General features: G+C 61.5%; 37 protein-coding genes and 1 tRNA gene. 25 read left to right on the top strand and 13 right to left on the bottom strand.

Going from position 1 to position 25,051, the window contains the following annotated elements; all coding sequences use genetic code 11:
* Nucleotides 1-50: 50 nt before the first annotated feature.
* From rbfA to rimP, 7 genes are read right to left on the bottom strand one after another with little or no spacing between them, the layout of a single operon-like run.
* The gene (gene rbfA / locus K3146_RS00595) at nucleotides 51-449 is read right to left on the bottom strand and encodes a 30S ribosome-binding factor RbfA (protein ID WP_221544280.1); all 399 of its coding nucleotides are present in this window, start codon (nucleotides 447-449) and stop codon (nucleotides 51-53) included.
* Nucleotides 449-991: a DUF1697 domain-containing protein gene (locus K3146_RS00590; RefSeq protein WP_221544279.1), complete on the bottom strand. Its 543-nt coding sequence runs from the start codon at nucleotides 989-991 to the stop codon at nucleotides 449-451. Before K3146_RS00590 ends, rbfA begins: the two co-directional genes overlap by 1 nt.
* Nucleotides 988-1,413 (bottom strand): PaaI family thioesterase, encoded by a 426-nt coding sequence (locus tag K3146_RS00585; RefSeq protein WP_345723430.1) that lies wholly within the window; start codon nucleotides 1,411-1,413, stop codon nucleotides 988-990. The genes K3146_RS00590 and K3146_RS00585 overlap by 4 nt, the downstream gene beginning before the upstream one ends.
* Nucleotides 1,410-3,905, bottom strand: coding sequence for a translation initiation factor IF-2 (gene infB / locus K3146_RS00580; RefSeq protein WP_221544278.1), 2,496 nt, complete (start codon nucleotides 3,903-3,905; stop codon nucleotides 1,410-1,412). The genes K3146_RS00585 and infB overlap by 4 nt, the downstream gene beginning before the upstream one ends.
* Nucleotides 3,906-3,925: 20 nt before the next feature.
* Nucleotides 3,926-4,654, bottom strand: a complete 729-nt coding sequence (locus K3146_RS00575) for a DUF448 domain-containing protein (RefSeq protein ID WP_221544277.1) — start codon at nucleotides 4,652-4,654, stop codon at nucleotides 3,926-3,928.
* Nucleotides 4,635-6,275 carry a transcription termination factor NusA gene (gene nusA, locus K3146_RS00570; RefSeq protein WP_221544276.1) on the bottom strand — a complete coding sequence of 547 codons (1,641 nt, stop codon included), beginning with the start codon at nucleotides 6,273-6,275 and terminating at the stop codon, nucleotides 4,635-4,637. Before nusA ends, K3146_RS00575 begins: the two co-directional genes overlap by 20 nt.
* The gene (gene rimP, locus K3146_RS00565; RefSeq protein WP_221544275.1) at nucleotides 6,275-6,832 is read right to left on the bottom strand and encodes a ribosome maturation protein RimP; all 558 of its coding nucleotides are present in this window, start codon (nucleotides 6,830-6,832) and stop codon (nucleotides 6,275-6,277) included. The genes nusA and rimP overlap by 1 nt, the downstream gene beginning before the upstream one ends.
* A gap of 272 nt (nucleotides 6,833-7,104) precedes the next feature.
* On the opposite strand from rimP, the gene K3146_RS00560 reads away from it, so the two are divergent.
* Nucleotides 7,105-7,581 carry a hypothetical protein gene (locus tag K3146_RS00560; protein ID WP_221544274.1) on the top strand — a complete coding sequence of 159 codons (477 nt, stop codon included), beginning with the start codon at nucleotides 7,105-7,107 and terminating at the stop codon, nucleotides 7,579-7,581.
* Here K3146_RS00560 and pspF read toward each other — a convergent pair.
* Nucleotides 7,578-8,612, bottom strand: coding sequence for a phage shock protein operon transcriptional activator (gene pspF / locus K3146_RS00555; RefSeq protein WP_221544273.1), 1,035 nt, complete (start codon nucleotides 8,610-8,612; stop codon nucleotides 7,578-7,580). The genes K3146_RS00560 and pspF overlap by 4 nt on opposite strands.
* A 156-nt stretch (nucleotides 8,613-8,768) precedes the next feature.
* Here pspF and K3146_RS00550 point away from each other — a divergent pair, with 156 nt between their 5' ends.
* From K3146_RS00550 to K3146_RS00490, 13 genes are all read left to right on the top strand, one after another.
* A complete protein-coding gene (locus K3146_RS00550; RefSeq protein ID WP_221544272.1) occupies nucleotides 8,769-8,921 on the top strand; it encodes a hypothetical protein in 153 nt (50 codons plus the stop codon).
* 101 nt (nucleotides 8,922-9,022) lie between these two features.
* Nucleotides 9,023-9,823, top strand: coding sequence for a phage shock protein PspA (gene pspA / locus K3146_RS00545; RefSeq protein ID WP_221545173.1), 801 nt, complete (start codon nucleotides 9,023-9,025; stop codon nucleotides 9,821-9,823).
* A 3-nt stretch (nucleotides 9,824-9,826) separates the two neighbouring features.
* A complete protein-coding gene (gene pspB, locus K3146_RS00540) occupies nucleotides 9,827-10,123 on the top strand; it encodes an envelope stress response membrane protein PspB (protein WP_221544271.1) in 297 nt (98 codons plus the stop codon).
* On the top strand, nucleotides 10,120-10,494 hold the full coding sequence (gene pspC, locus K3146_RS00535; protein WP_221544270.1) for an envelope stress response membrane protein PspC: 375 nt from the start codon (nucleotides 10,120-10,122) through the stop codon (nucleotides 10,492-10,494). Before pspB ends, pspC begins: the two co-directional genes overlap by 4 nt.
* A gap of 40 nt (nucleotides 10,495-10,534) precedes the next feature.
* A complete protein-coding gene (locus tag K3146_RS00530) occupies nucleotides 10,535-10,849 on the top strand; it encodes a hypothetical protein (protein ID WP_247710970.1) in 315 nt (104 codons plus the stop codon).
* Nucleotides 10,849-11,160: a hypothetical protein gene (locus K3146_RS00525; RefSeq protein WP_221544269.1), complete on the top strand. Its 312-nt coding sequence runs from the start codon at nucleotides 10,849-10,851 to the stop codon at nucleotides 11,158-11,160. Before K3146_RS00530 ends, K3146_RS00525 begins: the two co-directional genes overlap by 1 nt.
* Complete coding sequence (locus K3146_RS00520; protein WP_221544268.1) at nucleotides 11,160-11,468, top strand: hypothetical protein; 309 nt, start codon at nucleotides 11,160-11,162, stop codon at nucleotides 11,466-11,468. Before K3146_RS00525 ends, K3146_RS00520 begins: the two co-directional genes overlap by 1 nt.
* Complete coding sequence (locus K3146_RS00515) at nucleotides 11,465-11,746, top strand: hypothetical protein (protein ID WP_221544267.1); 282 nt, start codon at nucleotides 11,465-11,467, stop codon at nucleotides 11,744-11,746. Before K3146_RS00520 ends, K3146_RS00515 begins: the two co-directional genes overlap by 4 nt.
* Nucleotides 11,747-11,778: 32 nt before the next feature.
* Nucleotides 11,779-12,015 carry a hypothetical protein gene (locus K3146_RS00510; protein WP_221544266.1) on the top strand — a complete coding sequence of 79 codons (237 nt, stop codon included), beginning with the start codon at nucleotides 11,779-11,781 and terminating at the stop codon, nucleotides 12,013-12,015.
* Nucleotides 12,012-12,188 (top strand): hypothetical protein, encoded by a 177-nt coding sequence (locus K3146_RS00505; protein ID WP_221545240.1) that lies wholly within the window; start codon nucleotides 12,012-12,014, stop codon nucleotides 12,186-12,188. The genes K3146_RS00510 and K3146_RS00505 overlap by 4 nt, the downstream gene beginning before the upstream one ends.
* Nucleotides 12,189-12,231: 43 nt before the next feature.
* Nucleotides 12,232-12,639, top strand: coding sequence for a SufE family protein (locus K3146_RS00500; RefSeq protein ID WP_221544265.1), 408 nt, complete (start codon nucleotides 12,232-12,234; stop codon nucleotides 12,637-12,639).
* 1 nt (nucleotide 12,640) lies between these two features.
* On the top strand, nucleotides 12,641-12,991 hold the full coding sequence (locus K3146_RS00495; protein WP_221544264.1) for a YbaN family protein: 351 nt from the start codon (nucleotides 12,641-12,643) through the stop codon (nucleotides 12,989-12,991).
* A gap of 10 nt (nucleotides 12,992-13,001) precedes the next feature.
* Complete coding sequence (locus K3146_RS00490) at nucleotides 13,002-13,571, top strand: hypothetical protein (protein WP_221544263.1); 570 nt, start codon at nucleotides 13,002-13,004, stop codon at nucleotides 13,569-13,571.
* 20 nt (nucleotides 13,572-13,591) lie between these two features.
* On the opposite strand, the gene K3146_RS00485 is transcribed toward K3146_RS00490, so the two are convergent.
* Nucleotides 13,592-15,541, bottom strand: coding sequence for a TIR domain-containing protein (locus tag K3146_RS00485; RefSeq protein ID WP_221544262.1), 1,950 nt, complete (start codon nucleotides 15,539-15,541; stop codon nucleotides 13,592-13,594).
* Between the two features lie 163 nt (nucleotides 15,542-15,704).
* Here K3146_RS00485 and K3146_RS00480 point away from each other — a divergent pair, with 163 nt between their 5' ends.
* Nucleotides 15,705-15,863 carry a YqaE/Pmp3 family membrane protein gene (locus K3146_RS00480; RefSeq protein ID WP_221544261.1) on the top strand — a complete coding sequence of 53 codons (159 nt, stop codon included), beginning with the start codon at nucleotides 15,705-15,707 and terminating at the stop codon, nucleotides 15,861-15,863.
* A 34-nt stretch (nucleotides 15,864-15,897) separates the two neighbouring features.
* Here K3146_RS00480 and K3146_RS00475 read toward each other — a convergent pair whose 3' ends face one another.
* The 3 genes from K3146_RS00475 to K3146_RS00465 all read right to left on the bottom strand — a co-directional run bounded on the left by K3146_RS00475 (nucleotide 15,898) and on the right by K3146_RS00465 (nucleotide 17,712).
* Nucleotides 15,898-16,416, bottom strand: coding sequence for a sterol desaturase family protein (locus K3146_RS00475; RefSeq protein ID WP_221544260.1), 519 nt, complete (start codon nucleotides 16,414-16,416; stop codon nucleotides 15,898-15,900).
* A gap of 1 nt (nucleotide 16,417) precedes the next feature.
* Nucleotides 16,418-17,197, bottom strand: coding sequence for a hypothetical protein (locus K3146_RS00470; protein ID WP_221544259.1), 780 nt, complete (start codon nucleotides 17,195-17,197; stop codon nucleotides 16,418-16,420).
* A 113-nt stretch (nucleotides 17,198-17,310) separates the two neighbouring features.
* Nucleotides 17,311-17,712, bottom strand: coding sequence for an acyl-CoA thioesterase (locus K3146_RS00465; protein ID WP_221544258.1), 402 nt, complete (start codon nucleotides 17,710-17,712; stop codon nucleotides 17,311-17,313).
* A gap of 89 nt (nucleotides 17,713-17,801) precedes the next feature.
* Here K3146_RS00465 and leuC point away from each other — a divergent pair, with 89 nt between their 5' ends.
* The 9 genes from leuC (at nucleotide 17,802) to K3146_RS00420 (ending at nucleotide 23,988) form a co-directional block, all read left to right on the top strand.
* Nucleotides 17,802-19,238, top strand: coding sequence for a 3-isopropylmalate dehydratase large subunit (gene leuC, locus K3146_RS00460; RefSeq protein ID WP_221544257.1), 1,437 nt, complete (start codon nucleotides 17,802-17,804; stop codon nucleotides 19,236-19,238).
* A gap of 39 nt (nucleotides 19,239-19,277) precedes the next feature.
* The gene (locus K3146_RS00455; protein WP_221544256.1) at nucleotides 19,278-19,436 is read left to right on the top strand and encodes an isopropylmalate isomerase; all 159 of its coding nucleotides are present in this window, start codon (nucleotides 19,278-19,280) and stop codon (nucleotides 19,434-19,436) included.
* 29 nt (nucleotides 19,437-19,465) lie between these two features.
* On the top strand, nucleotides 19,466-20,302 hold the full coding sequence (locus K3146_RS00450; RefSeq protein ID WP_221544255.1) for an N-acyl homoserine lactonase family protein: 837 nt from the start codon (nucleotides 19,466-19,468) through the stop codon (nucleotides 20,300-20,302).
* The gene (gene leuD, locus K3146_RS00445) at nucleotides 20,302-20,913 is read left to right on the top strand and encodes a 3-isopropylmalate dehydratase small subunit (RefSeq protein WP_221544254.1); all 612 of its coding nucleotides are present in this window, start codon (nucleotides 20,302-20,304) and stop codon (nucleotides 20,911-20,913) included. The genes K3146_RS00450 and leuD overlap by 1 nt, the downstream gene beginning before the upstream one ends.
* Nucleotides 20,910-21,908, top strand: a complete 999-nt coding sequence (locus tag K3146_RS00440; RefSeq protein WP_221544253.1) for an NADPH:quinone oxidoreductase family protein — start codon at nucleotides 20,910-20,912, stop codon at nucleotides 21,906-21,908. The genes leuD and K3146_RS00440 overlap by 4 nt, the downstream gene beginning before the upstream one ends.
* 75 nt (nucleotides 21,909-21,983) lie before the next feature.
* Entirely contained in the window at nucleotides 21,984-22,310 is a 327-nt protein-coding gene (locus K3146_RS00435) for a DUF1476 domain-containing protein (RefSeq protein ID WP_221544252.1), read from the top strand.
* 4 nt (nucleotides 22,311-22,314) lie between these two features.
* Nucleotides 22,315-22,548 carry a BolA/IbaG family iron-sulfur metabolism protein gene (locus K3146_RS00430; RefSeq protein WP_221431830.1) on the top strand — a complete coding sequence of 78 codons (234 nt, stop codon included), beginning with the start codon at nucleotides 22,315-22,317 and terminating at the stop codon, nucleotides 22,546-22,548.
* A gap of 37 nt (nucleotides 22,549-22,585) precedes the next feature.
* Nucleotides 22,586-22,918, top strand: a complete 333-nt coding sequence (gene grxD / locus K3146_RS00425) for a Grx4 family monothiol glutaredoxin (RefSeq protein WP_221544251.1) — start codon at nucleotides 22,586-22,588, stop codon at nucleotides 22,916-22,918.
* A gap of 287 nt (nucleotides 22,919-23,205) precedes the next feature.
* On the top strand, nucleotides 23,206-23,988 hold the full coding sequence (locus K3146_RS00420) for an NUDIX hydrolase (RefSeq protein WP_221544250.1): 783 nt from the start codon (nucleotides 23,206-23,208) through the stop codon (nucleotides 23,986-23,988).
* A 136-nt stretch (nucleotides 23,989-24,124) separates the two neighbouring features.
* On the opposite strand, the gene K3146_RS00415 is transcribed toward K3146_RS00420, so the two are convergent.
* Nucleotides 24,125-24,201 (bottom strand) — tRNA-Arg (locus tag K3146_RS00415).
* Nucleotides 24,202-24,261: 60 nt separating this feature from the next.
* Between K3146_RS00415 and K3146_RS00410 the strand changes: the two genes are divergently transcribed.
* On the top strand, nucleotides 24,262-24,999 hold the full coding sequence (locus tag K3146_RS00410) for a queuosine precursor transporter (protein WP_221544249.1): 738 nt from the start codon (nucleotides 24,262-24,264) through the stop codon (nucleotides 24,997-24,999).
* The last annotated feature ends 52 nt before the right edge of the window (nucleotides 25,000-25,051 follow it).

Genomic DNA, 25,051 nt, shown 5'->3' with positions numbered 1-25,051 from the left:
GGGCAAGCGGTGTGACTTTTCTTACCACGGCCTGCGCAGATGAAAGCCGATCACTCCTCGTCGAGATCGCGTGCGACCTTGGGATCCGAGAGCAATCGTTCGATGCGGTCTGCCTCGTCGAAGCTTTCGTCAGGTTGGAAAGACAGTTTTGGCGCGAATTTCAGACCCAGCCTCTGCGCCACTTCCTTCTGGAAGAAAGCAGTATTGGTCCGCAGCGCCTTCAGTACCTCGCCCTCGTCCTTGCCGAGCAGGGGCTTCACATAGGCCTTCGCATTCCTGAGGTCGGGCGTCATGCGCACTTCGGTGACCGCAATATGGTGTGCGCGCAGAACGTCGTCATGCGCCTCGCCGCGCGCGAGCAGTTCTGACAGGATGTGCCGAACGCGCTCTCCCACCTTGAGGACGCGGACCGATTGTTGCTCGGGTGTGGAATGCTGGTGTTTGGCCATCAGGCGTAGTTTTCCATCTTTGCAAGAATGCGCTTGAGCGAGGTCATGTTGCGAGCCGTGCCCCGGCAACCAAGGCGTTTTTCAATGAAGCGCCCAGTCAGGTCCGATATGCCAACTCCATGCACATAGTCGAGATAGAGCACGCGGTCACCCAGCGCGAGTTTCTCGGCCCCTCGATCGCGATGTGCTTCGAGCAGAGCTTCGAAACCACCCTCGACAGGCGCATGCGGGAGGAAGATCGTGTGCACCATCTTGTCCGAGCCATCGCCGTGGAAGGGGTTATCCTCGATTGCCGAACGCACCTCGTCAATCGTGCGGACGACAACAAAGCCAACGAAACCGAGTTCTTCTTCGATCATCGCTGAGAGGCGTTCAGAAAGCGCCGTTTCACTTTCCTCGCTCGAAAGGATTACATTTCCGCTCGCCGCTACGGTCTCGACCGCGCCGAAGCCGCGTGCTGCCATCTGCTTGCGCAGATCAGCCATCTTGATCCGATTGCCGCCAATATTGATGCTGCCCAGCAGGGCGAGCCGTATGGTCATTTTTCGCTGCCCGGACGCGGTGTCGGAATGGCCGTACTGGTCGAGCGCGCGAGCAGATTGCCCGCATCGTCGAACAACTCCCCCTCCAGATAGATCACGCGGCGACCACGCTTGATGACACGCCCCTTGCCGACAAGGGGCCCTGCCATCACCGGACGGATCAGTGTCATGGTGATGTCGAGATTGAGTGGTGCCTCTGCGTGATCGGTCGCCCAGACATGCGCCCAGCCCATGACTTCATCCAGGAAACCTGCGACAAGCCCGCCCTGGACCGTCCCGCGCGGCGTGATGAAGCTGTCGGGCGCGGTGAAACGCAAGGTAATCTCCTCGCGCTCGGCATCGAAGCTGTCGAAGACGACGCCCATCAAATCTGCATGGGCGGCGCCTTCATTATGCGGTCTGGCTTTAGAGGCCTCGTTCACAGCGTGCGTTCACGCTCCTCGACCTCGAACACCTCTAGCTGGTCGCCCGGCTGGATGTCGTTGGTATCGGCAAGGACCACACCGCATTCGAGACCCGCGCGGACTTCGTCCACATCGTCCTTGAAGCGGCGCAGCGAGGCGATAGTCGTGGCCGAGACTATGACGTCTTCGCGCGTGAGGCGTGCATGCAGCCCCTTGCGGATGACGCCTTCCTCGACCAGCAGGCCGGCGGCCTTGTCCTTCTTGCCCGAACGGAACACTTCCTTGACCGCGGCACGGCCGACAACATGTTCGATCCGCTCTGGACCCAGCTCGCCTGCCATCTCCTTCGCGATTTCCTCGGTCAGGTGGTAGATGACGTCGTAATACTTCATTTCCACGCCGTCGCGCTTCACCAGCTCACGAGCCTTGGCGTTCGGACGAACGTTGAAGCCGATGATCGGCGCGTTCGAGGCCGAAGCCAGCGTCACGTCGCTTTCCGTGATCGCGCCCACGCCTGCATGCAGCACGCGGACCTTGATCTCGTCGTTCGAAAGGTTGTGCAACGCGGTGGTGATCGCCTCGACTGAACCCTGGACATCGGCTTTCACCAAGACAGGGAATTCGATCACATTCGATGCGAGGTTGTTGAACATCGTATCGAAGCTGGTCGGGGCGAGCGCGGTACGCTTTTCGGTCGCCTTTTCCTGGCGATAGGCCGCGACTTCACGGGCGCGCTGCTCGTTCTCGACCACGGTGAGCACGTCGCCTGCGCTCGGCACACCGCCGAGGCCGAGGACTTCGACCGGCATCGAAGGACCGGCCTTCTTGATCTGCTTGCCCTGGTCGTCGACGATCGCACGGACACGGCCGCTCTCGGTACCGACGACGAAGGTGTTGCCACGCTCCAGCGTGCCGCGCGTGACGAGCACCGTGGCGACGGGGCCGCGGCCCTTGTCGAGCTGTGCCTCGATGACGGTTGCTTCGGCCATGCGGTCGGGGTTCGCCTTGAGTTCGAGCAGTTCGGCCTGAAGCGCGATCTTCTCGAGCAGCTCGTCGAGACCGGTCTTGGCCTTGGCCGAAATTTCCACGTCCTGCACATCACCCGACATCGCTTCCACGATGACTTCGTGTTCGAGCAGGCGGCTGCGCACGTTGTTCGGATCGGCTTCGGGCTTGTCCATCTTGTTGATCGCAACGATCATCGGAACGCCCGCGGCCTTGGTGTGATTGATGGCCTCGATGGTCTGCGGCATGATGCCATCATCGGCAGCGACTACCAGCACCACGATATCGGTGACGTTGGCACCGCGCTGGCGCATCTGCGTAAAGGCGGCGTGGCCCGGCGTGTCGAGGAAGGTGATCGTATCGCCACTCTTCGTCTTCACCTGGTAGCTGCCGATATGCTGCGTGATGCCGCCGGCTTCACCCTTGGTCACGTTCGCGCCGCGAAGCGCGTCGAGCAGGCTGGTCTTGCCATGGTCGACATGGCCCATGATGGTGACGACCGGCGGACGCGGCTTCAGCGTCTCTTCCGGATCGACATCTTCTTCGACTGCGATGTCGACGTCGGCTTCCGACACCTTCTGGATATTGTGACCGAACTGTTCGACGAGCAGCTCTGCCGTATCCTGGTCGATCGTCTGGTTGACGGTGACCATCATGTCGAGGTTGAAGAGCTCCTTCACGAGGTCGGCACCCTTCTCGCCCATGCGCTTGGCCAGTTCGCCGACGGTGATCGCTTCGGGCACCACGACATCGCGGATCTGCTTCTCGCGCGGCTTGCTGGAGCCGCCACCCTGCAGGCGACGTTCCTTCTCGCGCGCACGCTTGAGGGCGGCGAGGCTGCGCGCACGGCGGCCCTCGTCCTCGTTGAGAGCCTTCTTGACGCTGAGCTTTCCGGAGCGGCGCTTGTCAGGCTTCTCAGCACCGCGTTCGGGCTTGTCGTCCTTCTTCTTGCGTTCCGGCTTCTTGATTTCCGGACGCTTGACCGGCGTGAACTTGCGCGCAGCCGGAGTCGGCGTGCCATCTTCGGCAGGCGCCTCTTCTTCTGCCGGAGCTTCGGCTGCCTTCTTGGCGTCTTCCTTGGCCTGTTTGGCGGCTTCGGCTTCGGCCTTCTTGTTTTCCTCGGCGCGCTTCTTCTCGTCCTCAGCGGCCTTCTTGGCGTTCTGCTCGTCACGCTTGCGCGCTTCTTCGGCGAGTTTCAGGCGCTCTTCCTCGGCCTCGCGCTGCAGGCGGGCGACACGTTCCTGCGGCGTTTCCGCAGGCGGAGCAGCCTTCTTGGGCGCAGCCTTTTTCGCCGCAGGCGCAGGCGCGGGCTCCGGAGTGGGCTCCGGAGCAGGTGGCGGAGGAGGAGGCGGGGTCTCGCCGGGCTTCAGGAGCTTACGGCGGCGCTTCACCTCGACCTCGACCTTGTTGGTCCGGCCGTGGCTGAAGGTCTGCTTGACCTCGCCCGACTGCGCACCCTTGAGGGTCAGCGGTTTGCGGGCAGGTTTCTTGTCGTCGTCGCTCATTCTAGCTCGTTTCTCTTCGTTCAATCGTTCGTATCGTCATCGGCGCGCGAGGTCGCACGCTCAAATTCGGCAGGGATGTCTAGCCCCATGTAATGCATGAGCCGCATCAAGGGCTTGCGCACCCGAGCGGCAGAAGCATCATGTGTCAGACCGAGATGGACGACATTGTCGCGGCCCAATGCCACAGACAAAGCGTCGCGGTCCAGTGGTAGCGTCAGCCCCCTCTCACCTGATCCTTCCGCATCGCGCCCGACGCGCCAGGCCTGGTCGAGCTTCTTGCGCCCGTCCTCGCTCGCGTCGCGGGCGTGGAGCAGCAACGCCACTCCGCCCGCACGCGCGGTCTCGGCAATGCGCTGCGTGCCCAAGATAAGGCCTCCGACGCGCATTTCGAGACCCAGGCGGTCGAGAAAGACGCGCTTGAGCGCATCTTCGATCTTTTGCGGCAGCTCACCGGGAAGTTCTAGATCGCCAGTCTTGAAGGCGCGGGACAGGCCAGCCCTGAGCTTGCCATTGCCGATCGCCTCTTCGACGGCCGTGCGCGAGGAGCAGACCCACGCACCGCGCCCCGGGGCCTTTTCCTGCGCATCGGGCAGGACCAGGCCGGACGGCGAGACCGCGAGACGAACCAGCGCGTCGCGCGTGTCCGTCTCCCCCGAAAGGATGCAGCGCCTTTCGGGCTCGGAAGCTTTCCGTGCCTTGGGCGCTTCAGCGATGTCGGACGTCAGGCGCTCATTGGGTGGAGTCCGCATCGGCGGCCTCCTGAGTTGCCGGTTCTTCGTCTTCGAACCAGTGCGCGCGGGCAGCCATGATGATCTCGTTGCCCTGCTCTTCGGTCAGGCCGTACTCGCCGAGCACGCCGCCCTTGTCCTGCTCGCGCATGGGACGATCGCGGCGCATCGGCGGGCCGTCCGCATTGTTGCGGCGGCGCGGTGCTTCGCGCTTCTTGGCGATGAGTTCGTCGGTCGCGAGATCGGCCACGTCGTCGAGCGTCTTGAGCCCTGCCTTGCCGAGCGTGACGAGCATCGCTTCGGTCATATGCGGCAGTTCGGCCAGATCGTCCTCGACACCGAGTTCGCGGCGCGCCTCGCGGTGCGCAGCTTCCTGGCGGTCGAGCGCTTCCTTGGCACGGTTCTGGAGTTCTTCGGCCAGTTCCTCGTCGAAGCCTTCGATGCTGGCGAGCTCTTCCAGCTCGACGTAAGCGACTTCTTCGAGCTCGGCGAAGCCTTCGGCGACAAGCAGCTGCGAAAGCGTCTCGTCGACGTCCAGTTCCTCTTCGAACATCTTCGAGCGCTCGGCGAATTCCTTCTGGCGCTTCTCCGAGGCTTCTTCCTCGGTCATGATGTCGATCTGGTTGCCGGTCAGCTGGCTGGCGAGACGCACGTTCTGGCCGCGGCGCCCGATGGCAAGCGACAACTGGTCGTCGGGGACGACGACTTCGATGCGGCCATCTTCTTCGTCGAGGACCACGCGGCTGACGGTCGCGGGCTGGAGCGCGTTCACGATGAAGGTCGCGCCATCTTCCGACCAGGGGATGATGTCGATCTTCTCGCCCTGCAGTTCCTGCACGACGGCCTGGACGCGGCTACCCTTCATGCCGACGCAGGCGCCGACGGGGTCGATGCTGCTGTCGTGGCTGATGACGCCGATCTTGGCGCGGCTGCCCGGATCACGGGCGGCAGCCTTGATTTCGATGATGCCGTCGTAGATTTCGGGCACTTCCTGCGCGAACAGTTTGCGCATGAAATCGGGATGCGCGCGGCTGAGGAAGATCTGCGGGCCGCGGTTGTTGCGCTCGACCTTGGTGATGAGCGCGCGGACACGCTCGCCGACACGGGCGGCTTCACGCGGGATCTGCTGGTCGCGGCGGATAACACCTTCGGCGCGGCCGAGGTTGACGATCACATGGCCGAATTCGACCGACTTGATCACGCCGGTGATGACTTCGCCGGCGCGGTCCTTGAATTCCTCGAACTGACGCTCACGCTCGGCGTCGCGGACCTTCTGGAAGATGACCTGCTTGGCCGACTGCGCGTCGATACGACCCAGGTCGACAGGGGGCAGCGGATCGACGATGAAATCGCCGACCTTGGCATCGTCCTGCAGCTTCTGAGCCTGCTTGAGATCGACCTGCTTGAAATAGTCTTCGACCTCTTCGACAACCTCGACGACGCGCCACAGGCGAAGGTCGCCGGTCTGCGGGTCGAGCTTTGCACGGATGTCGTTCTCCGCGCCGTAGCGGTTGCGGGCGGACTTCTGGATCGCCTCTTCCATCGCTTCGATCACGATGGACTTGTCGATCATCTTTTCCGATGCGACGGCGTTTGCAATCGCGAGGAGTTCAGCCTTGTTGGCGGAAATGGCGCTGGCCATCAGTCGTCTGCCTTTTCTTCTTCGATGTCGTCGGCACCGCTCGTATCGAGCGGCTGGGTGGCGGCAATGAGCGCGTCGGTCAAGACGAGCTTTGCCGAATGGATCTGTTCGCGGGGGAGCTTTACTTCGCCCGCCTTGGCATCTTCGATGACAACCGTGCCACCGTCGAGGCCCTTCAATTCGCCCTTGTAGTTGCGCTGACCGTCAAAGCCCTTGGCCATGGAAACCTTCGCTTCGTGGCCGGCCCAGTTGGCAAAATCCTTGGCGCGGGTAAGCGGGCGGTCGATACCGGGTGAGCTGACTTCGAGTTGGTAGGCACCCTCGATCAGCACCTCACCCTGCTCTTCAAGCTCGTCGATCCTGTCGGACACACGGCGCGAAAGGGCGGCGCACTGGTCGATGATCAGCTGCCCGGTCGCCGGGTCTTCGGCCATGATCTGGAGCGCTTCGCCCCCGTCACCGGCTTCGGAAGGCACCATCTTCACGCGCACGAGCTCGAAACCCAGCGCATTTGCTTCGGGTTCGATCACTTCGGTCAAGCGTGCAAGATCAGCCATTCATACTCCGGTCTAGACATGGTTTGCGACACTGGCGTTGCTCGTAAGCCTTTGTGGCCGGCCCCTTGCGGCGCCAGCCCCTTCAGTGTCGCGACAATGTCGGGATTGGTGCGCAGATAGTAGGGAGTCCCGAAGATTGCAACCGCGATTTGGCTATTACCGCACTTCTTATGGTATAGGGTCCCTGCGGCCATGCGAAGCCGCGTTCGTGCTCCCCCGGTGTTCCCGTCGTCGTAACGACCGGGAGAGCCCTTCAAGGAAGGGAATGCGAGATGAAAATAGCCAACCTTGTCATACTGGCCGCACTCGCTGTCGGTGCATGTTCCCAGGCACCCGAAGAGACAGAGAGCGAAGAGCCACGCGATCGCGATACGGTCTGGACTCCGCCTGAAGGCCTGCCGGATTTCGCCGATCGCCAGGATCCCAATCCCGGCGTAGGAAGCTGGATCAACACGCTCGAACCGCAGGCCAGCGATGCCTGCACCTTCACCGCCAAGCCCCCGAGCGACAGGCCTAACGAATATGTGCTGACGGCCTGGAGCGGCAATCTCGACCTCTATACTCCGCGCGACACGCTGGAGCATCGGCGCGGCGAGGGCTTCATCCAGTCAGCCTTCATGCGCTCGCGCCCCGTGGTTGCCGTGCGCGACGGCATGGACGATCTCTGGATCGAACCGGTAGGCGAGAATGTGGTGCTCTATATAGGCGCGGACGAACTGACGTGTCGTACCGAGGAAGACGAAAGCTAGTCGCTCTCTTCCATCAGGCCATGCTTTTTGATGGCGTGGCGTAGCTGGTCGTAGCTGAGCCCGAGCGCCTTGGCGGTCTGTCGCTGGTTCCAGCGGTGCTTGCCCAATGCGTGTTCGAGGATTGTGCGCTCATGCGCATCGACGGCACTGCGCAAGTCATCGACCGCGTCAATATCGGCTGCTGGCGCTTGAGGACTCGCGGCTGTCAGCACACCGGCTTCCGTATTCTGCTTCGGAGCAGCAAGCGACACAGGTTTCCAGGGGCTTTCGAACGGATCGAACTGGACGTGGCCGATCGGGTTACCCCAATCGTCCCATCGATACACAGCGCGCTCCACGACGTTTCGGAGCTCGCGGACATTGCCCGGCCACTGGTGGTTCTCCAGCTCCTCGGCAACATGCTCCGCAAAACCGGGCCAGGCTTCCCAGCCCAGCTCTGCTCCCATCCGGCGCCCGAAATAGTCCGCCAGCACGCCGATGTCGCCTTCCCGCACGCGCAAGGGCGGCAAGGTGATGACCTCGAAGCTCAGTCGGTCGAGCAGGTCGGCGCGGAACTCCCCGCGCTCGGCCTTGGCGGGCAGGTCCTCGTTGGTTGCGGCGACGATGCGCACATCGACGCGGATCGGGCGCGATGAGCCGATGCGCGTGACCTCGCCATATTCGACGGCACGCAGCAGGCGCTCTTGTGCGCCCATCGACAGAGTTCCCAGTTCGTCGAGAAATAGAGTGCCCTTGTCGGCTTCCTCGAACCTTCCGGCGCGCTGTTTGGTAGCACCGGTGAAGGCCCCCGCCTCGTGGCCGAAAAGCTCCGCCTCGATCAACGTCTCGGGCAGCGCGGCGCAGTTCATGGTGACGAGCGGTTCGTCCCAGCGGGTCGAAAGGCGGTGAAGGCGTTCGGCAATCAATTCCTTGCCGGTCCCGCGTTCGCCAATGACCAGCACAGGGCGTCGCATCGGGGCCGCGCGACTGGTTCGCTCGACCGCGTCGAGGAAAGCACCGGACTGGCCGATAAACTGATTTTCCCGCTCCATGACCAACATATAGGAATTTTCACCAAGGGTTGGCAATCCCTCCCATAAGGTTCTTCGGCGATGACGTGAATTTGCAAGGAATTCCGCGGTTTGCCGAGTTTGGCACGGCCTTTGCTGAACATGGGACAACAGCATTTCACGTCCAGGGAGGACACAATGTACAACCGCCAGTTCTTCAGCACCACTCTCGGGAAGGCCGCTATCGCCAGCATCGCGATGATGGTGACTTTCGTGGCGCTGAGCTCGCAGATCACGGTCACCACGCCGATGCCCATGATGGCATCGATCCAGCATGTTGAGATCGCGTGAGCAAGCACAAGAACCCCCTTGGGCCGGAGCGTCTCGTTCCCGAAAGTCCCCCGCGCGCAAGCCGCGCATCGGACGCTCCGGCCCGCCCCAACCGCGTCACCTTGTCGCGGCTCGACAGTGAGGTAGAACGGCTCCGCCGCTCGCCCACTCCGACACAGAGCAAGGGCAAGAACAGTGACCCGGTTTCCGACTTTTTCTCCAGTGGAGCACCTTTGATGGGAATCTTCAGCCGTACTCGCGATATCATCGCGGCCAACTTCAACGACATGCTCGACAAGGCGGACGACCCGCAGAAGATGATCCGCATGATCATCCTCGAGATGGAGGAAACCCTCGTCGAGGTCCGCGCCAGTGCCGCCCGCACCATCGCCGACCAGAAGGAGATGCACCGCCATACGGTCAAGCTGGACAAACTACAGGCCGATTGGGGCGAGAAGGCCCAGCTGGCGCTTAGCAAGGATCGCGAGGATCTTGCCCGTGCAGCCCTCGTCGAGAAGAAGAAGGCCGCCGACATGGCCGATCAGCTCAAGCAGGAAATCGCCGTGCTCGACGATGCGCTGCGCGCCTACGAGCAGGACATTCACAAGCTTCAGAACCGCCTGCGCGAAGCCCGCAGCCGCCAGACCGCCATCGCGGCGCGTCTCGAGAGCGCGGAAAACCGCGTCAAGCTGCGCAGCCTGATGACCGAGGATCGCGTCGACGATGCGCTCAGCCGCTTCGACCAGCTCGAACGCCGCGTCGACTACGCCGAAGGTCGCGCCGATGCGCTCGCCATCGAGGACAAGGGTTCGCCTAGCCTCGCTGACGAGATCGCCGCGCTCGAAGGCGCCGACGCGATCGACGATGAACTAGCAGAAATGAAAAAGGCGCTCGGCAAGGACAGCGCCAAGAAGGAGGACTGATCCGTGGACGAGATTTTTGCAATCGTGGCGATCTTCATCGCCCTGCCGTGGATCATCCTCCACTATATCACCAAGTGGAAGACGAGCGCGACCATCACCACCGATGACGAAGCGCTGCTCGAAGAGCTCTACAACCTCGCCAAGCGCCTCGATGACCGGATGGATACGGTCGAACGCCTGGTCGCTTCGGACAATCCGGACTTCCGCCCCGCCCGCCTCGTGCATGACAGCGAGGAAGACAACCAGCAGCTGCGTGAACTCGAGCAGCTGATCGCCGAGAAGAAAGGAGCAGCCCAGTGAACAGCCCCCGTACCACGCTCTACCGCGACAAGCAGAATGCCAAGTTCATGGGTGTCCTTTCAGGCATCGCGGACTACACCGGCGTCAACGCCCTGTGGGTCCGCCTGGGCTTCCTGATCCTCGCCATCTCAATGGGCTGGCCGATCATCGCCTACTTCGTCGCAGGTCTCCTGCTGAACAAGAAGCCGGCGCATCTCTACTCCGAACCCGAGGAGCAGCGCTATTGGCAGCGTGTTCGCCAGAACCCGAAGCGTACCGCCCGCGAGATCCGCGCCAAGATGAAGGATGTCGATCGCCGCCTGGCAGAAGTCGAAACCTTCTATGTCAGCAGCAACCCGCGCTTGAACGCCGAAATCGAACGCCTGCGCTAAGCACGCGAACGGGTTCGAAACAAATTCGGAGGAGATCGAAATGCCAGGAGAAATGATCCCCGTCATTGCGATCGTAATGGGATGTTTGATCCCGATGGTCGCCATCTGGGCGAAGCACAAGCAGAAGATCGCCGAGATGCAGGTTAGCACCACGGCTGCAGCGACAGCAGAAAAGGCCGCACAATATTCCAGCCGCGTCCAGCAGCTCGAAGATCGCGTTCGCGTGCTCGAACGGATCGTCACCGACAAGGGCTATGATGTCGCCACCCAGATCGAGGCCCTGCGCGATGAACGCCGTGTCGAGGAAGTCGGCAGCGGTGTCCCGCTCGACATCAAGACTGCGGAGAAGGCGTGATGGATTTCCCGATTTCCGAAACCACGGTCATCGTGTCCGTCCTGATCGTCACCGCGGGGTATCTGGTGTCGAACTGGATGAAGATGAAGAACGGCTACCCGCTGGAAAACAGCTGGGGCAAGGCGGTCTATCCCAAGAATGACCAGGCGGTAGAGCGGGTCAAGCTGCTCACCCAGGAGAACGCCGAACTGCGCGCCGAGCTCGGTTCGCTCAAGGATCGCCTCGGCAATGTCGAGCGCATCGTGACCGACAGCGGCTATCACCTCACCAGCGAGATCGATCGTCTGCGTGACCAGAAGGAGGCGAACTGATGGTAGATCCCGAACTGCCGATGATCTTTGGTTTCGTCCTCACGATTATCGTGATCGGCCTGACCAGCGGCTACCTCTTCAATCGCCAGCATCATCACCATGTCGAACGCAAGCTCGAGATGAAGGCGCGCACGGCAGAGGCTGAAGCCGCCAAGGCACAGAACGCCGATACCGACTATCGCAAGCTCAGCGAGCGTGTGCAGGTGCTGGAACGCATCGCGACCGACGGCAATCACGCCCTTGCCGCGCAGATCGACGAACTGCGCGCACTCGACGCGATAGAGGACCGTACGGAGGCCGCATCGTGAGTGGTTGGGCCATCGTAGTTATCGTTGCGATCGTGGTCTGGGGCCTCGTCCAGATGAGCAAGGCTCGCCATGGGCCGACCTCCCGGAGCTCTGGCAACGAAGATGCTGGCGAGGTCCGCGACCCGGAAACCGATCGTGAGATCGAAGACCTGCGCGAACGAATAAAGGTGCTCGAGAGGATCGCCACAGACGGCAATTCGCTCGACGCGCAGGAAACCAAGAGGATTTCCGCCGAGATCGAAGCGCTGCGAGAGAAGCAGCCCGGTCGAGGCGAATAGGATAGGCACTGGTTCAAGGAGGACATGGGGAAATGTTCGAACCGACACTGATTGTTGCAGCGGCAAGCCTGACCGGGCTGGTCATCGTGGCCGCGGCCATGCTGCGAGGCTGGCAGGGCTGGCTGGAGCTCAAGCGATGCGAGCTGGAGGAGCACTCCGGACCGCGTCAGGAAGAAGGCTCGTCGATGGGCGCCGCCCGGATCGAGCTCGCCGATCTGAAGGAGCGGATCAAGAAGCTCGAAGCCATCGCCAGCGGAGTGGATCTGTGATCGAGCGGGGCGGAGAGGCCGCCAAGGTCGGAATCGGGCTAGGCAGTGCGCTGGCGATTGCGATTTCCTGGACGCAGAACCAGTCGATCCTCTGGGCGATCTTCCACGGGTTCATCAGCTGGCTCTATGTCATCTACTACGCGTTCACCCGCCCGGGCGGTCTGGCAGGCTAAGCCCGATGGACGCGCCGCCCGCGCACCGCTAGAGCGCGCGCCCATGCGATCACTTGTAGACATCCAAGAAGAATATGAATTCCTCGAGGGCGATGAACGCTATCGCCTGCTGATCGAGCTTGGCCGCGAGCTGGATGTGATGCCCGATGCGCTTAAGACCGAGGCCACGCTGGTACGTGGCTGCTCTGCCAGCGTGTGGGTCTATCCGACTGGCGACGCCGGGAAGCTCCATTTCCTCGCGGACAGCAATGCCGCGATTACCAAGGGCATTGTCGCCCTGGTCATCTCCGCCGTCCAGGACCGTCCGGCCGAAGAGGTCGCGGCGATGGATATCCATGCGGCGCTCGAACCATTCGATTTGAAGAACCAGTTGTCGAGCAACCGTACACAGGGCGTACCCAACATGATTGCGCTCGTGAAGGAGCATGCGGCGCGGATTGCCGCCGGCTGACATGCGGCGCACGATCTATCGCGTTCTTGGTTTCATCGCCGTCGGTCTCGGTGCGATCGGCGCGGTCCTGCCGATCATGCCGACCGTGCCCTTCCTGCTACTCGCGGTCTATTTCTTTGCCCGCTCCAGCCCCGAGCTCGAGCAGAAAATCCTCGATCACCCGCATTGGGGCCCGCAGGTCAAGGACTGGCGCGAGCGGCGTGCCATCAGCCGCAGTTCGAAGACCATCGCGATCGGCGCCATGGCGACCGGTGCAGTCGTCACCTATTTCACTCTCGGCCACCCGTGGTACTGGTTGTCGCTCGCAATCCTGGTAATCGCAGGAAGCTGGATCGCGACGCGCAACGAATAGGGGGCGCCGGATGTGGGACGGAATGATGGACTTCCTGCAACGCGGGTTATTCTCGGCGGACATGGCCGACTGGATTACCGTGTGCGCTTACATGATCGCAGCAGGCCTAAGCTGGCGCGCGGCCAATGCGGCCTATCTCCGACGCGCCGCCCACGAACGCATGTTCTGGATCGGATCGGCTGCCGCGCTGGTTTTCCTCGGGATCAACGAGCTCTTCGATTTCCAGACGCTGCTGACCATAGTGGCGAAGATGCAGGCCCAGAGTGCCGGCTGGTACGATAACCGAAAACCGGTCCAATATGCCTTCATAATTGGGCTCGGCATTGGTGGTGTCGTAATCACGCTGGCGCTTTTGTGGTTCGTCCGCAGGCTGGCAACATCGGTCAAGATCGCGCTTGCCGGATTCATATTCATCGGCATGTTCGTTCTCGTGAGGGCAGCATCATTCCACCAGGTCGATGCTATCCTGGTCAGCGGCAATCAGGCTTTCAATCTCGGTTCGATCCAGGAGATGGCCGGTATCCTCATCGTTGCGCTCGCATCGTTGGGTTACGCGAGGCGGACGTCGCGCGCATCCTGACCACAAGGAATACCACGCGGCTACTTCTGCAAGGGCCAGTCGATCGGCGATTTGAGCTGGAGTGAAGCATCGGCCTCTATCAGTCGCGCCTTGAACTCAGGTGTTGCGTCGATGTCGAATCCGTTTCCGCATTGGCAGGTCACGATGCCGCTGTTGGCGAACCAGATCGGCCCACCGGGCCGCGCATCGATCCGCGAAGCCCACTTATTGGCGAGATCGGTATCTCCCATAAGCGACGCGACATGCATTCTTGCTACATCCGGTATGCGTGCATTGTCGAAAAACTCGTACTGACCCTGCAATGCTTGGCGGTCGCCTTCCGCTGCAAAAATCCAAGTCTGTGACTGCCCATAGTAATAAGCACTGGGATCCATATCCTCCAGGACATCTTTGGCATCTTCGATGCGCCCCGCCTTTAGCAGCGCGACGACATGAATGCGCATCATGGCCTCCGAGCGATCCTCGGATCCCTCGATCAGTTCGATCGCTTCATTCGTCCGGTCTGCATAAAGGAGCATCGAGGCATACTGGACGCGACTGGCCAGCGGATCGCATTCGAGCTTGTGGCGCGAATAGTCGAGATACTCTTCGACAAGTCCAAGGCGGATCACCAGCCAGTCATCATAGCTGGAATAGATATTGCAGCTTTCCCGGTTGGCGAGCATTCGCCTGACGACTGCCCTCGCCCCAGTCCAATCGTTGGAATATTGCATCGCCTGCTGGTCTATGGCCGGATAGGCTGATCGTGGTGCATGATTGCGCGCCTCGGCCAGCCTGCGCAGGATCTCCTGCCGTGCCTCCTCTGCCACTTCCGGGCCGCCGACCGGAAAACCTATGCTGTGGTCGGTGAGCAGGTGACTGTAGCGGTCAATGGCCGCCATCTGCGCACTCCAGAACCGGGGTTCGAGCTCGAAAGCACGATCGAAATAGGTATTCGCTTCTTCCAGCGAATCGTACGTGGCGCCCTTGTTATGCTCTTCCGAAAACAGCTCGAGGCCCTTGGCGAACAAGGCATAGGCTTCCGGATTATCTATCCCTGCATCCGCCATTTGAGTGCGCTTTTCCTCGTCGAGCAGCACTCCCAAAGCCTCGGCCGCGCGTTCGGCGATTTCAGACTGAACGGCGAGGATGTCCGAACCTGAAACGTCGTAGGTATCGTTCCAAAGCTGGCTACCGTCCGCCGCTCGGACGAGCTGTGCCGTCACCCGCCAGTCTTCGCCAGCACGCCGGACCGTCCCGTCGACGAGATGGGTCACGCCAAGCTTTTCACCGATCTCGCTAGGCTGGAGGTCGTCCGCCGCAAGCTGGAAGCTCGAAGTTCGCGCAGTCACTCGCAGCTCGCTCAGCGCACCCAGCCGATTGAGGATTTCCTGCGAGACGCCTTCTGCGAAATAGCGGTCGTTATCGTCGCCCGACAGCGAACGGAATGGCAGCACCGCCACCGCCGTCACATCTTCTTTTTCGACGGCAACAGCGAGGTCGCCCGGCCTTCCTGAATACCACCAAGAACCAATCGCCAACGCAAAAAGGAGGAAAGCGGGAATGGCAATCAGGTGCCAGCGGCTCTTGGCCGGTGCGGAATGTTCGACCGGTTCGAGCCCTCCAAGCCGATGACCAAGTGCCCTGAGCAGGTCACCCTGTCCGCTTGCATCCGTCATGTCGATTGCATGGATCTGCTTGAATCCAATCGGAGGTTGAGTCCCGTCGAGGCTAATCGCGACCAGCTTGCCCTGCTCAAGCCCGATACCCGCTTCATCGCGAACCCAGCGCGATTCTACGCCGCTCTTCGACCAGATAACGACAACTGCGCGCGCATCATCCAGCTGGCGTTCGATCTCCTTGGAGAACTCGGCCCCGCCCTCGATATGGCGATCCCACCAAACCGAATAGCCCGATGCTTCGATCTGCGCAGACAGCCGTTCGGCCGCATCCCGATCTGCCCGCGCGTAGGAAAGGAAGACATCCGCCATCGGGCGTCATCTTGCCGTTTATCAGTCAGATGTCCACTTTTCGTCCGAGTTGCGGTGTCGAGCACGCGGGTCTCTGCCGGAAACGTATAAATGGCTGGAACCCCAGCAGGGCTAACCCGTTGATACTGCATACGACGGGAGGGCAGACGAAAGGAATCCCTCCATGGCAATTCTCATTCTTATCGCGACCATTCTCCTTCCCCCGCTCGGCGTTGCTGCCAAGCACGGACTGAGCGGAACGACGCTGCTCAATGTTGTCCTGACGCTGCTCGGCTTCATCCCGGGCGTGATCCACGGACTGTATGTGAACTACGCAAGGTAAGCTTGCGAGAATGACTTAGCGGAGCGCCGGGGCCTCAGGCTCCGGCGCTTTCGCGTACGACCGCCTCGCCCGCTTCGCGCTGCCGCTTGAGCTCCGCCTTCAGCTTGGCCGGATCGCGCGCGAAGACGAAGCCGAAGCTCACCCCGCCCTCCTTGCCGATGGTCGCATGATGAAGCTTGTGTGCCTGTACCAGCCGTTTCGCATAGCCCTTCTTGGGCACCCATTTGAAATAGCGCTGGTGGACAAGGCCATCGTGAACCAGCGTGTAGATGATCCCGTAGAACAGGATGCCGAGGCCGATCCATGTGGCGGGCCACCATGCGTCCGCGCCCAGGACCCACTCGCTGCCTAGCGCGAACATGGAGATGCTCATTGCCGCGCCGACGATGGCGTAGAGATCGTTCTTTTCCAGAATATTGTCATGCGGCTCGTGATGATCGCGGTGCCAGCCCCAGCCGAAGCCATGCATGATGTATTTGTGACTGGCCCACGCCACCCACTCCATGGCCAGCACGGTCGCGAGCACGATCAGCATTGGGATGACGATGTCCATACTACGGCTCCATAGCCTCTATTCGGACCTCTCTATCCATCCTGTAGACCTGCCAAGTCTGTTCGTTACTGGTTGTGAACACAACCAGCGGCTTGAGTGCACTCAGCATCGCGAAAACGTGCAACTCGGTTGGAACCGGATCCAGTAAGTGCGTGATCGCCATTGCGGTCAGCTCCTTGTTGCTGTCATCAGAAGGGGTGCCCAACAAGATGCAACTCTTTGCGAAACTTCGCATTTCGTGAACGTCCTCATCGATGATCTCAAAGCGGTAATGTCCGCCGAACGGTATGACGCCAGCCTCTTCCTGAGGCGTAAGGAAGTATACGAAGATGCTCCCGTCCGGCTTGCCGGTAGGCATGATCACCGTGTTGTAGCGTTCGCGCGTGCACCGTTTGAGCTTCCGGGGGTCCGGCACTTGTCCTGCCTCGATCAGGCGGACTTGCGAATCGGTCAGAGCGGCATCGGAGGCCTGGTGAATGCGACGCGCCGAAACGGAATGACCATCATAGATAGCCGAATAGACTGCTTCGTATCCGGCGTCGCTTTCCTTCCAGAACGCAACCAGTAGTCCCTCGTCGACTTCGGTTACCACCCAGCCGCGGATACCGCTGGTTTCGAGATTTGCGACATCCTCACGCAATGCGTCGGTCGTGTGCCAGGCCGCCTGATCGTAGCGGTAGATATCTGTGCCACGATCTATGGAAGCCTTCAGTTCCTCAGCATGGGCTTCCGCGACAGTTACAACGTTGTCACCACGTGCCCACGCAGGATTTGCTGTCACCGCGCAGAGTCCGACAACCAGGGCAATCGCATTGAATTTTAGACAATTCATCCGGCCACGATACTCGCACCGAAGGAATGTGAAAAGCGCCTTGCCCTTCTTGGTCTCTGAGATCAGCGCTTGATGCCGAAGTATCGCTCCGCAACTTCGCGGCTGATGCGCGCAGGGCGGTGCGTGTCACTGTCGAGACAGCACCACATGCTCTTCACCTCGGCGAGCACGTCTTCTCCGCGGCGAATCACCGTGTTGTAGAAGCTGCGTGCGCCCTTGATCTTTTCGAGCACGGTCGTGGCGATGACATCGTCATCGAGGAATGCCGGCTTGAGATAGGTAATCTCGTGCTTGAGCGCGACCCACGCCTTGCTCGCCACCTCCTCCGAGGGTGCCAGCTTTTGCCAGTGAGCGAGAACCGTATCCTGAACCCAGTTCAGGTACCGCGCATTGTTCACGTGACCCATGAAATCGATATCCGTGGGCAGGACTTTGATCGGAAAGGAAAAGGGCTTTGCTGACATAAGTGTCAATAGAGCAGATAAAGGTTACCTTTGGAAGACTCTGGATTTGCCTATTTGCCCCTGTCCCGATGTGGGGCCAGACGAGGCCCATGGCGAGCAAACCGCGTACACTCTACGAAAAAATCTGGGACGCCCACGTAGTGGAAAGGCAGGGCGACGGCACCTGCCTCATCTATATTGATCGGCATCTCGTTCATGAAGTCACGAGCCCGCAGGCATTCGATGCATTGCGGTTGGCCGGTCGCAAGGTGCGCAGGCCCGACCTGACGCTCGCCGTGCCCGATCACAATTTGCCGACCACGGCGCGTGTTGCCGCCGACGGATCGCGCCTTCCGATCGAAGACGAGCAGAGCGCCGCCCAGCTCGCCGCGCTCGAACGCAATGCGCCCGAGTTCGGCATCGACTACATCGACGCGGTCGCGGCCGAGCAGGGCATCGTGCATGTCGTCGGACCGGAGCAAGGCTTTTCGCTCCCCGGTTCGACCATCGTGTGCGGAGACAGTCATACCGCTGCGCATGGCGGGATCGGCGCGCTGGCTTTCGGGATCGGCACCAGCGAGGTCGAGCATGTGCTGGCCACCCAAACCCTCCTCTTGCGACCATCGAAGACGATGGAAGTCCGTGTTGAGGGTGAACTTGGCCCGGGCGTCACTCCCAAGGATCTAATCCTCCACATTATCGGGGTGATCGGCACGGCTGGCGGCACCGGCCATGTGATCGAGTATCGCGGCGAAGTTTTCGAGCGAATGAGTGTCGAAGGTCGCCTCACCGTCTGCAACATGAGCATCGAGGGCGGCGCGCGTGCTGGCATCATCGCGCCCGACGATGTCGTATTCAATTATCTGAAGGGGCGACCCTACGCGCCGACCGACGAGGCCTGGGATCAGGCCGTTTGCTGGTGGCGCTCGCTGGCCACCGATCCCGGCGCGACGTTCGACAAGTCGGTGGTCATTGATGCTTCCGATGTCGAACCGACCGTCAGCTGGGGCACCAGCCCGGAAGATGTGGTGGCGATCGGAGGCACGGTTCCTTCCCCGGATAGCTTTGAAGACCCCTCCAAACAGGACGCTGCACGCAAGAGCCTGGACTATATGGGCCTGGTACCGGGCACGCCGATGGAGGATGTCGAGGTCGAGAACATCTTCATCGGCTCCTGCACCAACAGCCGTATCGAGGACCTGCGTTCTGCTGCAGAAGTACTTAGGGGCCGCAAGAAGGCCGCCAATGTGCGCTGGGCGATCGCAGTACCGGGCTCGGGTCTGGTCAAGCGGCAGGCCGAGGAGGAAGGTCTCGACCGCATTTTCACCGAGGCCGGATTCGAGTGGCGCGAGCCAGGATGTTCGGCCTGTCTTGCGATGAATCCCGACAAGGTCCCGCCAGGAGAGCGCTGCGCGTCCACCTCCAATCGCAATTTCGTAGGCCGGCAGGGACCGGGATCACGCACGCACCTGCTCAGCCCGGCCATGGCTGCTGCGGCCGCGGTGACCGGGCGGCTCACCGATGTGCGTAAGCTGATCGGCGAGTGACCCCTTGCCCTTGGTCGCTGCAAATCCCATGAGGGGCGCATGACAAAGCTCCCCAAAGGAAAGGCCGCCATCGCAGGTGCGATCGGCTCCGCCGCCATCGCCGCCGCGCTGCTCTATGCAAACAAGCGCCGCGAGAAGAAGAACCAGCCCAAACAGCCCGGGCCCATTCCCTCCGGAGAAAATCCGGAAACCGACTGATCGAGTTCGCGAGCAGGGAGAGAGGAACTATGACGAAGAAACTGATCCTGGCCGCATTGTCGGCATGTGTATTCGCGACGCCCCTCTCGGCGCAGGACGCGCCCGATATCGAGCTCTGGCGGCTTGACTGCGGAATCATCCAGCTCAGTGATGCGGCACCTTTTTCAGACACCCACCTATGGGATGGCGATGAGCGCACGCTGACAGACAGCTGCTACCTGATCCGCCATGGCGACCAGCACATGCTGTGGGACACGGGCCTTCCCTCCGCGTTAAAGGGGACCAGCGCTACCCAATGGGTATTCACGCTAAGCGTCGAACGGACCATTACCGAGCAGTTGGCCGATCTTGGCCTGACCCCTGAGGACATCGATTTCGTCGGCATAAGCCACTATCACAATGATCACATCGGCCAGGCGTCGGAATTCGCACACGCCAAGCTGCTGATTGGCCGCGGCGATGCGGAGGCGGTCGCCTCGGGCGCGATGGAAGAAACCCGCGCGCAACTCGCCCCCTGGCTTGCCGAGGGCGCCGAAGGCGAGGTGACCCGCATCGGCATGGACCACGATGTCTTCCAGGACGGTTCGGTGGTCATCAAGGGCATGCCCGGACACACGCCGGGGCACTCAACCCTTCTGGTGAGGCTGCCCGAGACCGGCGATGTCATGCTGACAGGCGATCTCTATCACTTCGAAGAGCAGGTCGAGAACAAGGGCATTCCCGTGTTCAACACCAACCGCGCCGATACGCTCGCAAGCTTCCACCGCTTCGACCAGATGGCCGAGAACCTCGGCGCGACGGTGATCATCCAGCACGACCCGCGCCATATCGATCGCCTGCCCGCCTTTCCGGAATCGGCAAAATAATGGACAAGGTCTCCACCATCCACGGGCGCGCGATTCCGCTGGGTCTCAAGAATATCGACACGGATGTCATCATCCCGGCGCACTGGCTGAAGACGGTCAGCCGCGAAGGCCTCGGCAAGGGCGCCTTCGAAACGATACGGCAGGCGCCGGGTAACCCCTTCGACGTCGAGGATTTCGCCGGCGCGCCGATCCTGATCGCGGGCGATAACTTCGGATGCGGGTCGAGCCGCGAGCATGCCGCGTGGGCGATGCTCGACATGGGCCTGACTGCCGTAATCGCGCCGAGCTTCTCGGACATCTTCTCGGGCAATGCCTTCAAGAACGGCATACTCGCCGTGGAATTGCCGCAAGAACAGATCGACCGGCTGCTCGACGTGGCGAAGGATCACCCGATCACCATCGACCTTGAAAACCAGGTCGTCACCACACCATTCCCGGATCGCTTCGCTTTCGACATCGATCCCTTCCGCAAGCATTGCCTCCTCAATGGTCTAGATGAAATCGGCCTGACGCTGGAGCGCAATGCAGCCATCGACACTCATGAACAGCAGCGCGCGGCCGGCCTTCCCTGGCTCGACGCGCCGACAAAGCATCGGAGAGAGCACGCATGAAAGCAGTCCTGTCGAAAGAGACCGGCGGTCCCGAAACCCTCGTGGTCGAGGACATCGATGTCCCCACACCCGGCAAGGGCGAGGTGCTGATTGATGTCGCGGCCTGCGCGATCAATTTCCCAGACACGCTGATCATCCGCGACATGTACCAGTTCAAGCCCCCTCGCCCCTTCGCGCCGGGCGGCGAGATTTCGGGCACGATCGAGGCTCTCGGCGAAGGTGTCGAAGGCTTTGCAGTCGGCGACCGCGTGATCTGCGGCGTTGGCAATGGAGGGCTGCAGGAGAAGGTTGCCGTGGCTGCCGCGCGCCTGTTCAAGGTACCTGAGGAAATCGACCTCGTGCAGGCATCGGCGCTGCTGATGACCTATGGCACGACCATTCACGGGCTGAAGGATCGTGGCGATATCAAGGAAGGCGAAACCGTCCTCGTGCTCGGCGCGGCAGGCGGCGTTGGCCTCTCGGCAGTCGAACTCGCCAAGGCCTATGGCTGCCGCGTGGTCGCAGCCGTCTCGACCGAGGAAAAGGGCGAAGTCGCGAAGAAAGCTGGCGCGGACGAGGTCGTGATCTACCCTCGCGCGCCGTTCGACAAGGATCAGTCCAAGGCACTGGCTCAGGCATTCAAGGACGCTGTCGGGCCCAATGGCGCGGACATCGTCTACGACATCGTCGGCGGCGACTATTCCGAACCAGCGCTGCGCTCGATCGCCTGGGAAGGCCGGTTCCTGGTGATCGGCTTCCCTGCCGGTATTGCCAAGATGCCGCTCAACCTCACTTTGCTAAAGAGCTGCGATATCCGCGGCGTGTTCTGGGGCGCTTTCACGGCCCGCGAGCCGGAGAGGAACAACGCAAACATCGCCGAGCTCTTCGATCTCTGGAAGGCTGGCAAGATCAACCCGCTGGTGAGCGAGACCTACCCGATCGAACGCGCCCATGAGGCAATCGCCAAGCTGGAGAACCGCGGTGCGATCGGAAAACTTGTCGTCACCATGGACTAATCGCGCGCCACACCCTTGCCGCTATCCCATGCGATGCCTATTCGACAGGGAGACTTCCACCCAAGGGGACAGGACATGACCGACTTCAAGGATCGCGAGCGCGGCGAAGAAACCAAGTTCGCATTCGACCAGGAAACCGAATTCAAGATCGCGGCACGCCGCAATCGCCTGCTGGGCGAATGGGCTGCCGGCCTCATGGGCCTGACCGAGGAAGAGACCGACGCCTACAAGAAGGCCGTCGTCCAGGCCGATTTCGAGGAAGCCGGCGACGAAGACGTGGTGCGCAAGCTGCTCGGTGACCTCACCGCTGCCGAGTGCGATGTCAGCGAAGCAGACATCCGCGCGAAGCTGGAGGAATGCTCGGTCGAGGCACGCCGCCAGTTCATGAGCGACCAGAAGTAATCCCATGCCGATGCCAGCCGAAGACATCGTTGCGCTGATCGAGGCCGCGCTTCCGGGCGCGGTCGTCGAGATGCGCGATCTTGCGGGCGATAACGATCACTGGGCAGCCAAGGTCACTGCTCCGCAATTTGCGGGCAAGACCCGTGTGGCCCAGCACAAGCTGGTTTACGATGCGCTGGGTGAGCGCATGGGCGGCGAACTCCACGCCTTGCAACTGACCACCCAAGCCCCCAACTGAGCAGCACCAGATTCAGCAATTCAAAGGCAGGGCTCTCATGTCCGACGTAAATTCGCGCATCTCCGATATCGTTGGAAGCAACGACGTCGTCCTCTTCATGAAGGGCACCCCGCTCTTCCCGCAGTGCGGCTTTTCCAGCCGTGCTGTCGCCATCCTCGATCATTGCGGCGTCGCCTATGACAGTGTCGACGTGCTGCAGGACATGGAAATCCGTCAGGGCATCAAGAGCTATTCCGACTGGCCGACGATCCCGCAGCTTTATGTGAAGGGCGAATTCCTCGGCGGCAGCGACATCATGATGGAGATGTACGAGGCCGGCGAACTCCAGCAACTGCTGGAGGAGAAGCAGGTGGCGAAAGCCGAGAGCTGAGGCCCTTCAGCCAAAACCAAAGAAAAACCCGCCCGGTGGGACTTCCGGGCGGGTTTCTTTATGTCGGGGAGGCAGACCGGGAGACCAGGGGTTGGTCCGCCTCTCGAAGACCATTTGGGACGACCATTCATATGCACGGCGCGTGCCAAACTCGAATTGTCGAGGACTTTCCGACAACTAGATGGTTAAGACCGATTTGCGATCGTCAGCCCTTGTAAAATTTTCCGACGCGGGGCGTTAACCGTTGCGTCTTGGCAATTGCCTCCAACACCGCCACACATTGAGCCATGACCGATAACCAAGGCGACGCTCCTGACGGCATTCCTGCCGCCACCGTGGTAATCTTCCGCAACGGGAACGAGGGCGAACCGCCGGAAATCCTGATGACTATCCGTTCGCGCGAGATGGTGTTCGCCGGCGGAATGGCAGTGTTCCCCGGTGGACGCGTGGATCCGGCCGATTTCGAGCTCGCTGCCATGATCGGCGGCCCGCTCGATCCCGACGAGGCCGCGCACCAGATTGCCGTGGTGCGCGAGACGCTGGAGGAAACGGGGCTCGCGATCGGGCTTTTGGGCGATATCGATGCCGACAAGGCACGGGCCGCCCGCCGATATCTCCTCGAGACCGGCGATCTCGCCAGCGTGCTCGATCATTTCGGATGGGAACTGGATCTTGCCCAGCTGACTCCGTTCGCGCGGTGGTACCCCAAGAACGAGCGCATTCCGCGCGTCTACGACACGCGCTTCTACATCGCCGATCTCGGCACGGGCGCGGTCGAGATCGAGGCCGACCTTTCGGAGAATACTCACCTGTTCTGGACAACGGCCCAGGGCGCGCTCGACGCTGCAGCCAGGGGCGATATCAAGGTGATCTTCCCCACCCGCCGAAATTTGGAACGACTCGCGCTGTTCGGCGATTTTGCCGCCGCAAAGGAACAGGCCGACCGGATCCCGGTACGCACGATCTCGCCCCAGATGGGCGAGCGCGAAGGCAAGACCTGGCTAGAGATTGGCGAGGACCTCGGATACCCGGTGACCGGCGAGCCGCTAGATACCGTGATGCGGGGCTAGCAATGGCGGGGGGCGGGCTGGCGCGCCCGGCAGGACTACTTCGCCGCTACGCGGCTCCGTCATCTCCGCAGCCAAGCTGCTGCGATTCCGAACGAGGCACGATCCTTTAGGGCCCGCCACCCCGCCTTGGGCGGGCTGGCGCGCCCGGCAGGACTCGAACCTGCTGCCTCAAGATTAGAAGTCTCGCGCTCTATCCAGATGAGCTACGGGCGCGCGCCGGGATCGCCATAACGCGGCTTTGCCAATGCGCCAATCGGCGATAGGCAGCCGCTTATGGAAAAGCCCGACAGCGCCAGCGCACAGGAACAGCCCCGGTTCCGCTATTACGACCTCGTGATGGCGGCCTTCGTCACCATCCTCCTGCTCTCGAACCTGATCGGTGCCTCGAAGCCGAGTTACGTGACGTTGCCAGTAGTGGGCCAATGGTCGTTCGGAGCGGGCGTGCTGTTCTTCCCGGTAAGCTACATCATCGGCGACATACTTACAGAGGTCTACGGATACGCCCGTGCGCGGCGCGTGATCTGGACCGGCTTCGCTGCGTTGCTGTTCATGGCTTTCATGGCTTGGGTCGTAGTGAAGCTGCCCCCTGCGGAGGGTTGGCCGGGGCAGGAATCCTACGAATTCGTGTTCGGCAACAGCTGGCGCATCGTGCTCGCGTCCATGGTGGCGTTCTGGGCTGGGGAATTCGCCAACAGCTTTGTCTTGGCGAAGATGAAGGTCTGGACGCAGGGCAGGCACCTGTGGATGCGCACGATTGGCTCGACAGTGGTCGGCCAGGGGCTCGACAGCCTGATCTTCTATCCGCTCGCATTCTGGGGCCTCGCCGGCTGGCCGGTCGAACTCTTGTGGCAGGTAGTCCTCTCGCAATGGCTGATCAAAACGGCTTGGGAAGCGCTGTTGACCCCAGTCACCTACCTTGCCGTGGGGAAGCTCAAGAAGGCGGAAGGCGTAGATATCTTCGATACCGATACGGATTTTTCACCCTTCGCCTCGTCAAGTGAGCGCGCATAGGAAAAGGGGCGACCCTTTCGGATCGCCCCTCCCTCCCCCAAAAAGACGGGTG

The organism is Qipengyuania vesicularis (genome assembly GCF_019711415.1).
In the GTDB taxonomy this organism is placed as follows: Bacteria; Pseudomonadota; Alphaproteobacteria; order Sphingomonadales; family Sphingomonadaceae; genus Qipengyuania; species Qipengyuania vesicularis.
Note: the sequence above shows the minus strand (reverse complement) of the source record. Positions and strands in the feature narration are given on the sequence as shown.

Coding starts and splice junctions, on each gene's coding strand:
- leuD (WP_221544254.1), top strand. CDS start 20,302: ATGGACAAGGTCTCCACCATCCACGGGCGCGCGATTCCGCTGGGTCTC.
- grxD (WP_221544251.1), top strand. CDS start 22,586: ATGTCCGACGTAAATTCGCGCATCTCCGATATCGTTGGAAGCAACGAC.
- K3146_RS00490 (WP_221544263.1), top strand. CDS start 13,002: ATGTGGGACGGAATGATGGACTTCCTGCAACGCGGGTTATTCTCGGCG.
- K3146_RS00465 (WP_221544258.1), bottom strand. CDS start 17,712: ATGTCAGCAAAGCCCTTTTCCTTTCCGATCAAAGTCCTGCCCACGGAT.
- K3146_RS00525 (WP_221544269.1), top strand. CDS start 10,849: ATGGATTTCCCGATTTCCGAAACCACGGTCATCGTGTCCGTCCTGATC.
- K3146_RS00440 (WP_221544253.1), top strand. CDS start 20,910: ATGAAAGCAGTCCTGTCGAAAGAGACCGGCGGTCCCGAAACCCTCGTG.
- infB (WP_221544278.1), bottom strand. CDS start 3,905: ATGAGCGACGACGACAAGAAACCTGCCCGCAAACCGCTGACCCTCAAG.
- K3146_RS00475 (WP_221544260.1), bottom strand. CDS start 16,416: ATGGACATCGTCATCCCAATGCTGATCGTGCTCGCGACCGTGCTGGCC.
- K3146_RS00430 (WP_221431830.1), top strand. CDS start 22,315: ATGCCGATGCCAGCCGAAGACATCGTTGCGCTGATCGAGGCCGCGCTT.
- pspF (WP_221544273.1), bottom strand. CDS start 8,612: ATGGAGCGGGAAAATCAGTTTATCGGCCAGTCCGGTGCTTTCCTCGAC.
- K3146_RS00510 (WP_221544266.1), top strand. CDS start 11,779: ATGTTCGAACCGACACTGATTGTTGCAGCGGCAAGCCTGACCGGGCTG.
- K3146_RS00485 (WP_221544262.1), bottom strand. CDS start 15,541: ATGGCGGATGTCTTCCTTTCCTACGCGCGGGCAGATCGGGATGCGGCC.
- K3146_RS00575 (WP_221544277.1), bottom strand. CDS start 4,654: ATGCGGACTCCACCCAATGAGCGCCTGACGTCCGACATCGCTGAAGCG.
- K3146_RS00520 (WP_221544268.1), top strand. CDS start 11,160: ATGGTAGATCCCGAACTGCCGATGATCTTTGGTTTCGTCCTCACGATT.
- leuC (WP_221544257.1), top strand. CDS start 17,802: ATGGCGAGCAAACCGCGTACACTCTACGAAAAAATCTGGGACGCCCAC.
- K3146_RS00560 (WP_221544274.1), top strand. CDS start 7,105: ATGAAAATAGCCAACCTTGTCATACTGGCCGCACTCGCTGTCGGTGCA.
- K3146_RS00500 (WP_221544265.1), top strand. CDS start 12,232: ATGCGATCACTTGTAGACATCCAAGAAGAATATGAATTCCTCGAGGGC.
- K3146_RS00450 (WP_221544255.1), top strand. CDS start 19,466: ATGACGAAGAAACTGATCCTGGCCGCATTGTCGGCATGTGTATTCGCG.
- rbfA (WP_221544280.1), bottom strand. CDS start 449: ATGGCCAAACACCAGCATTCCACACCCGAGCAACAATCGGTCCGCGTC.
- K3146_RS00550 (WP_221544272.1), top strand. CDS start 8,769: ATGTACAACCGCCAGTTCTTCAGCACCACTCTCGGGAAGGCCGCTATC.
- K3146_RS00495 (WP_221544264.1), top strand. CDS start 12,641: ATGCGGCGCACGATCTATCGCGTTCTTGGTTTCATCGCCGTCGGTCTC.
- K3146_RS00455 (WP_221544256.1), top strand. CDS start 19,278: ATGACAAAGCTCCCCAAAGGAAAGGCCGCCATCGCAGGTGCGATCGGC.
- K3146_RS00420 (WP_221544250.1), top strand. CDS start 23,206: ATGACCGATAACCAAGGCGACGCTCCTGACGGCATTCCTGCCGCCACC.
- K3146_RS00590 (WP_221544279.1), bottom strand. CDS start 991: ATGACCATACGGCTCGCCCTGCTGGGCAGCATCAATATTGGCGGCAAT.
- rimP (WP_221544275.1), bottom strand. CDS start 6,832: ATGGCTGATCTTGCACGCTTGACCGAAGTGATCGAACCCGAAGCAAAT.
- K3146_RS00410 (WP_221544249.1), top strand. CDS start 24,262: ATGGAAAAGCCCGACAGCGCCAGCGCACAGGAACAGCCCCGGTTCCGC.
- K3146_RS00480 (WP_221544261.1), top strand. CDS start 15,705: ATGGCAATTCTCATTCTTATCGCGACCATTCTCCTTCCCCCGCTCGGC.
- K3146_RS00435 (WP_221544252.1), top strand. CDS start 21,984: ATGACCGACTTCAAGGATCGCGAGCGCGGCGAAGAAACCAAGTTCGCA.
- K3146_RS00530 (WP_247710970.1), top strand. CDS start 10,535: ATGCCAGGAGAAATGATCCCCGTCATTGCGATCGTAATGGGATGTTTG.
- nusA (WP_221544276.1), bottom strand. CDS start 6,275: ATGGCCAGCGCCATTTCCGCCAACAAGGCTGAACTCCTCGCGATTGCA.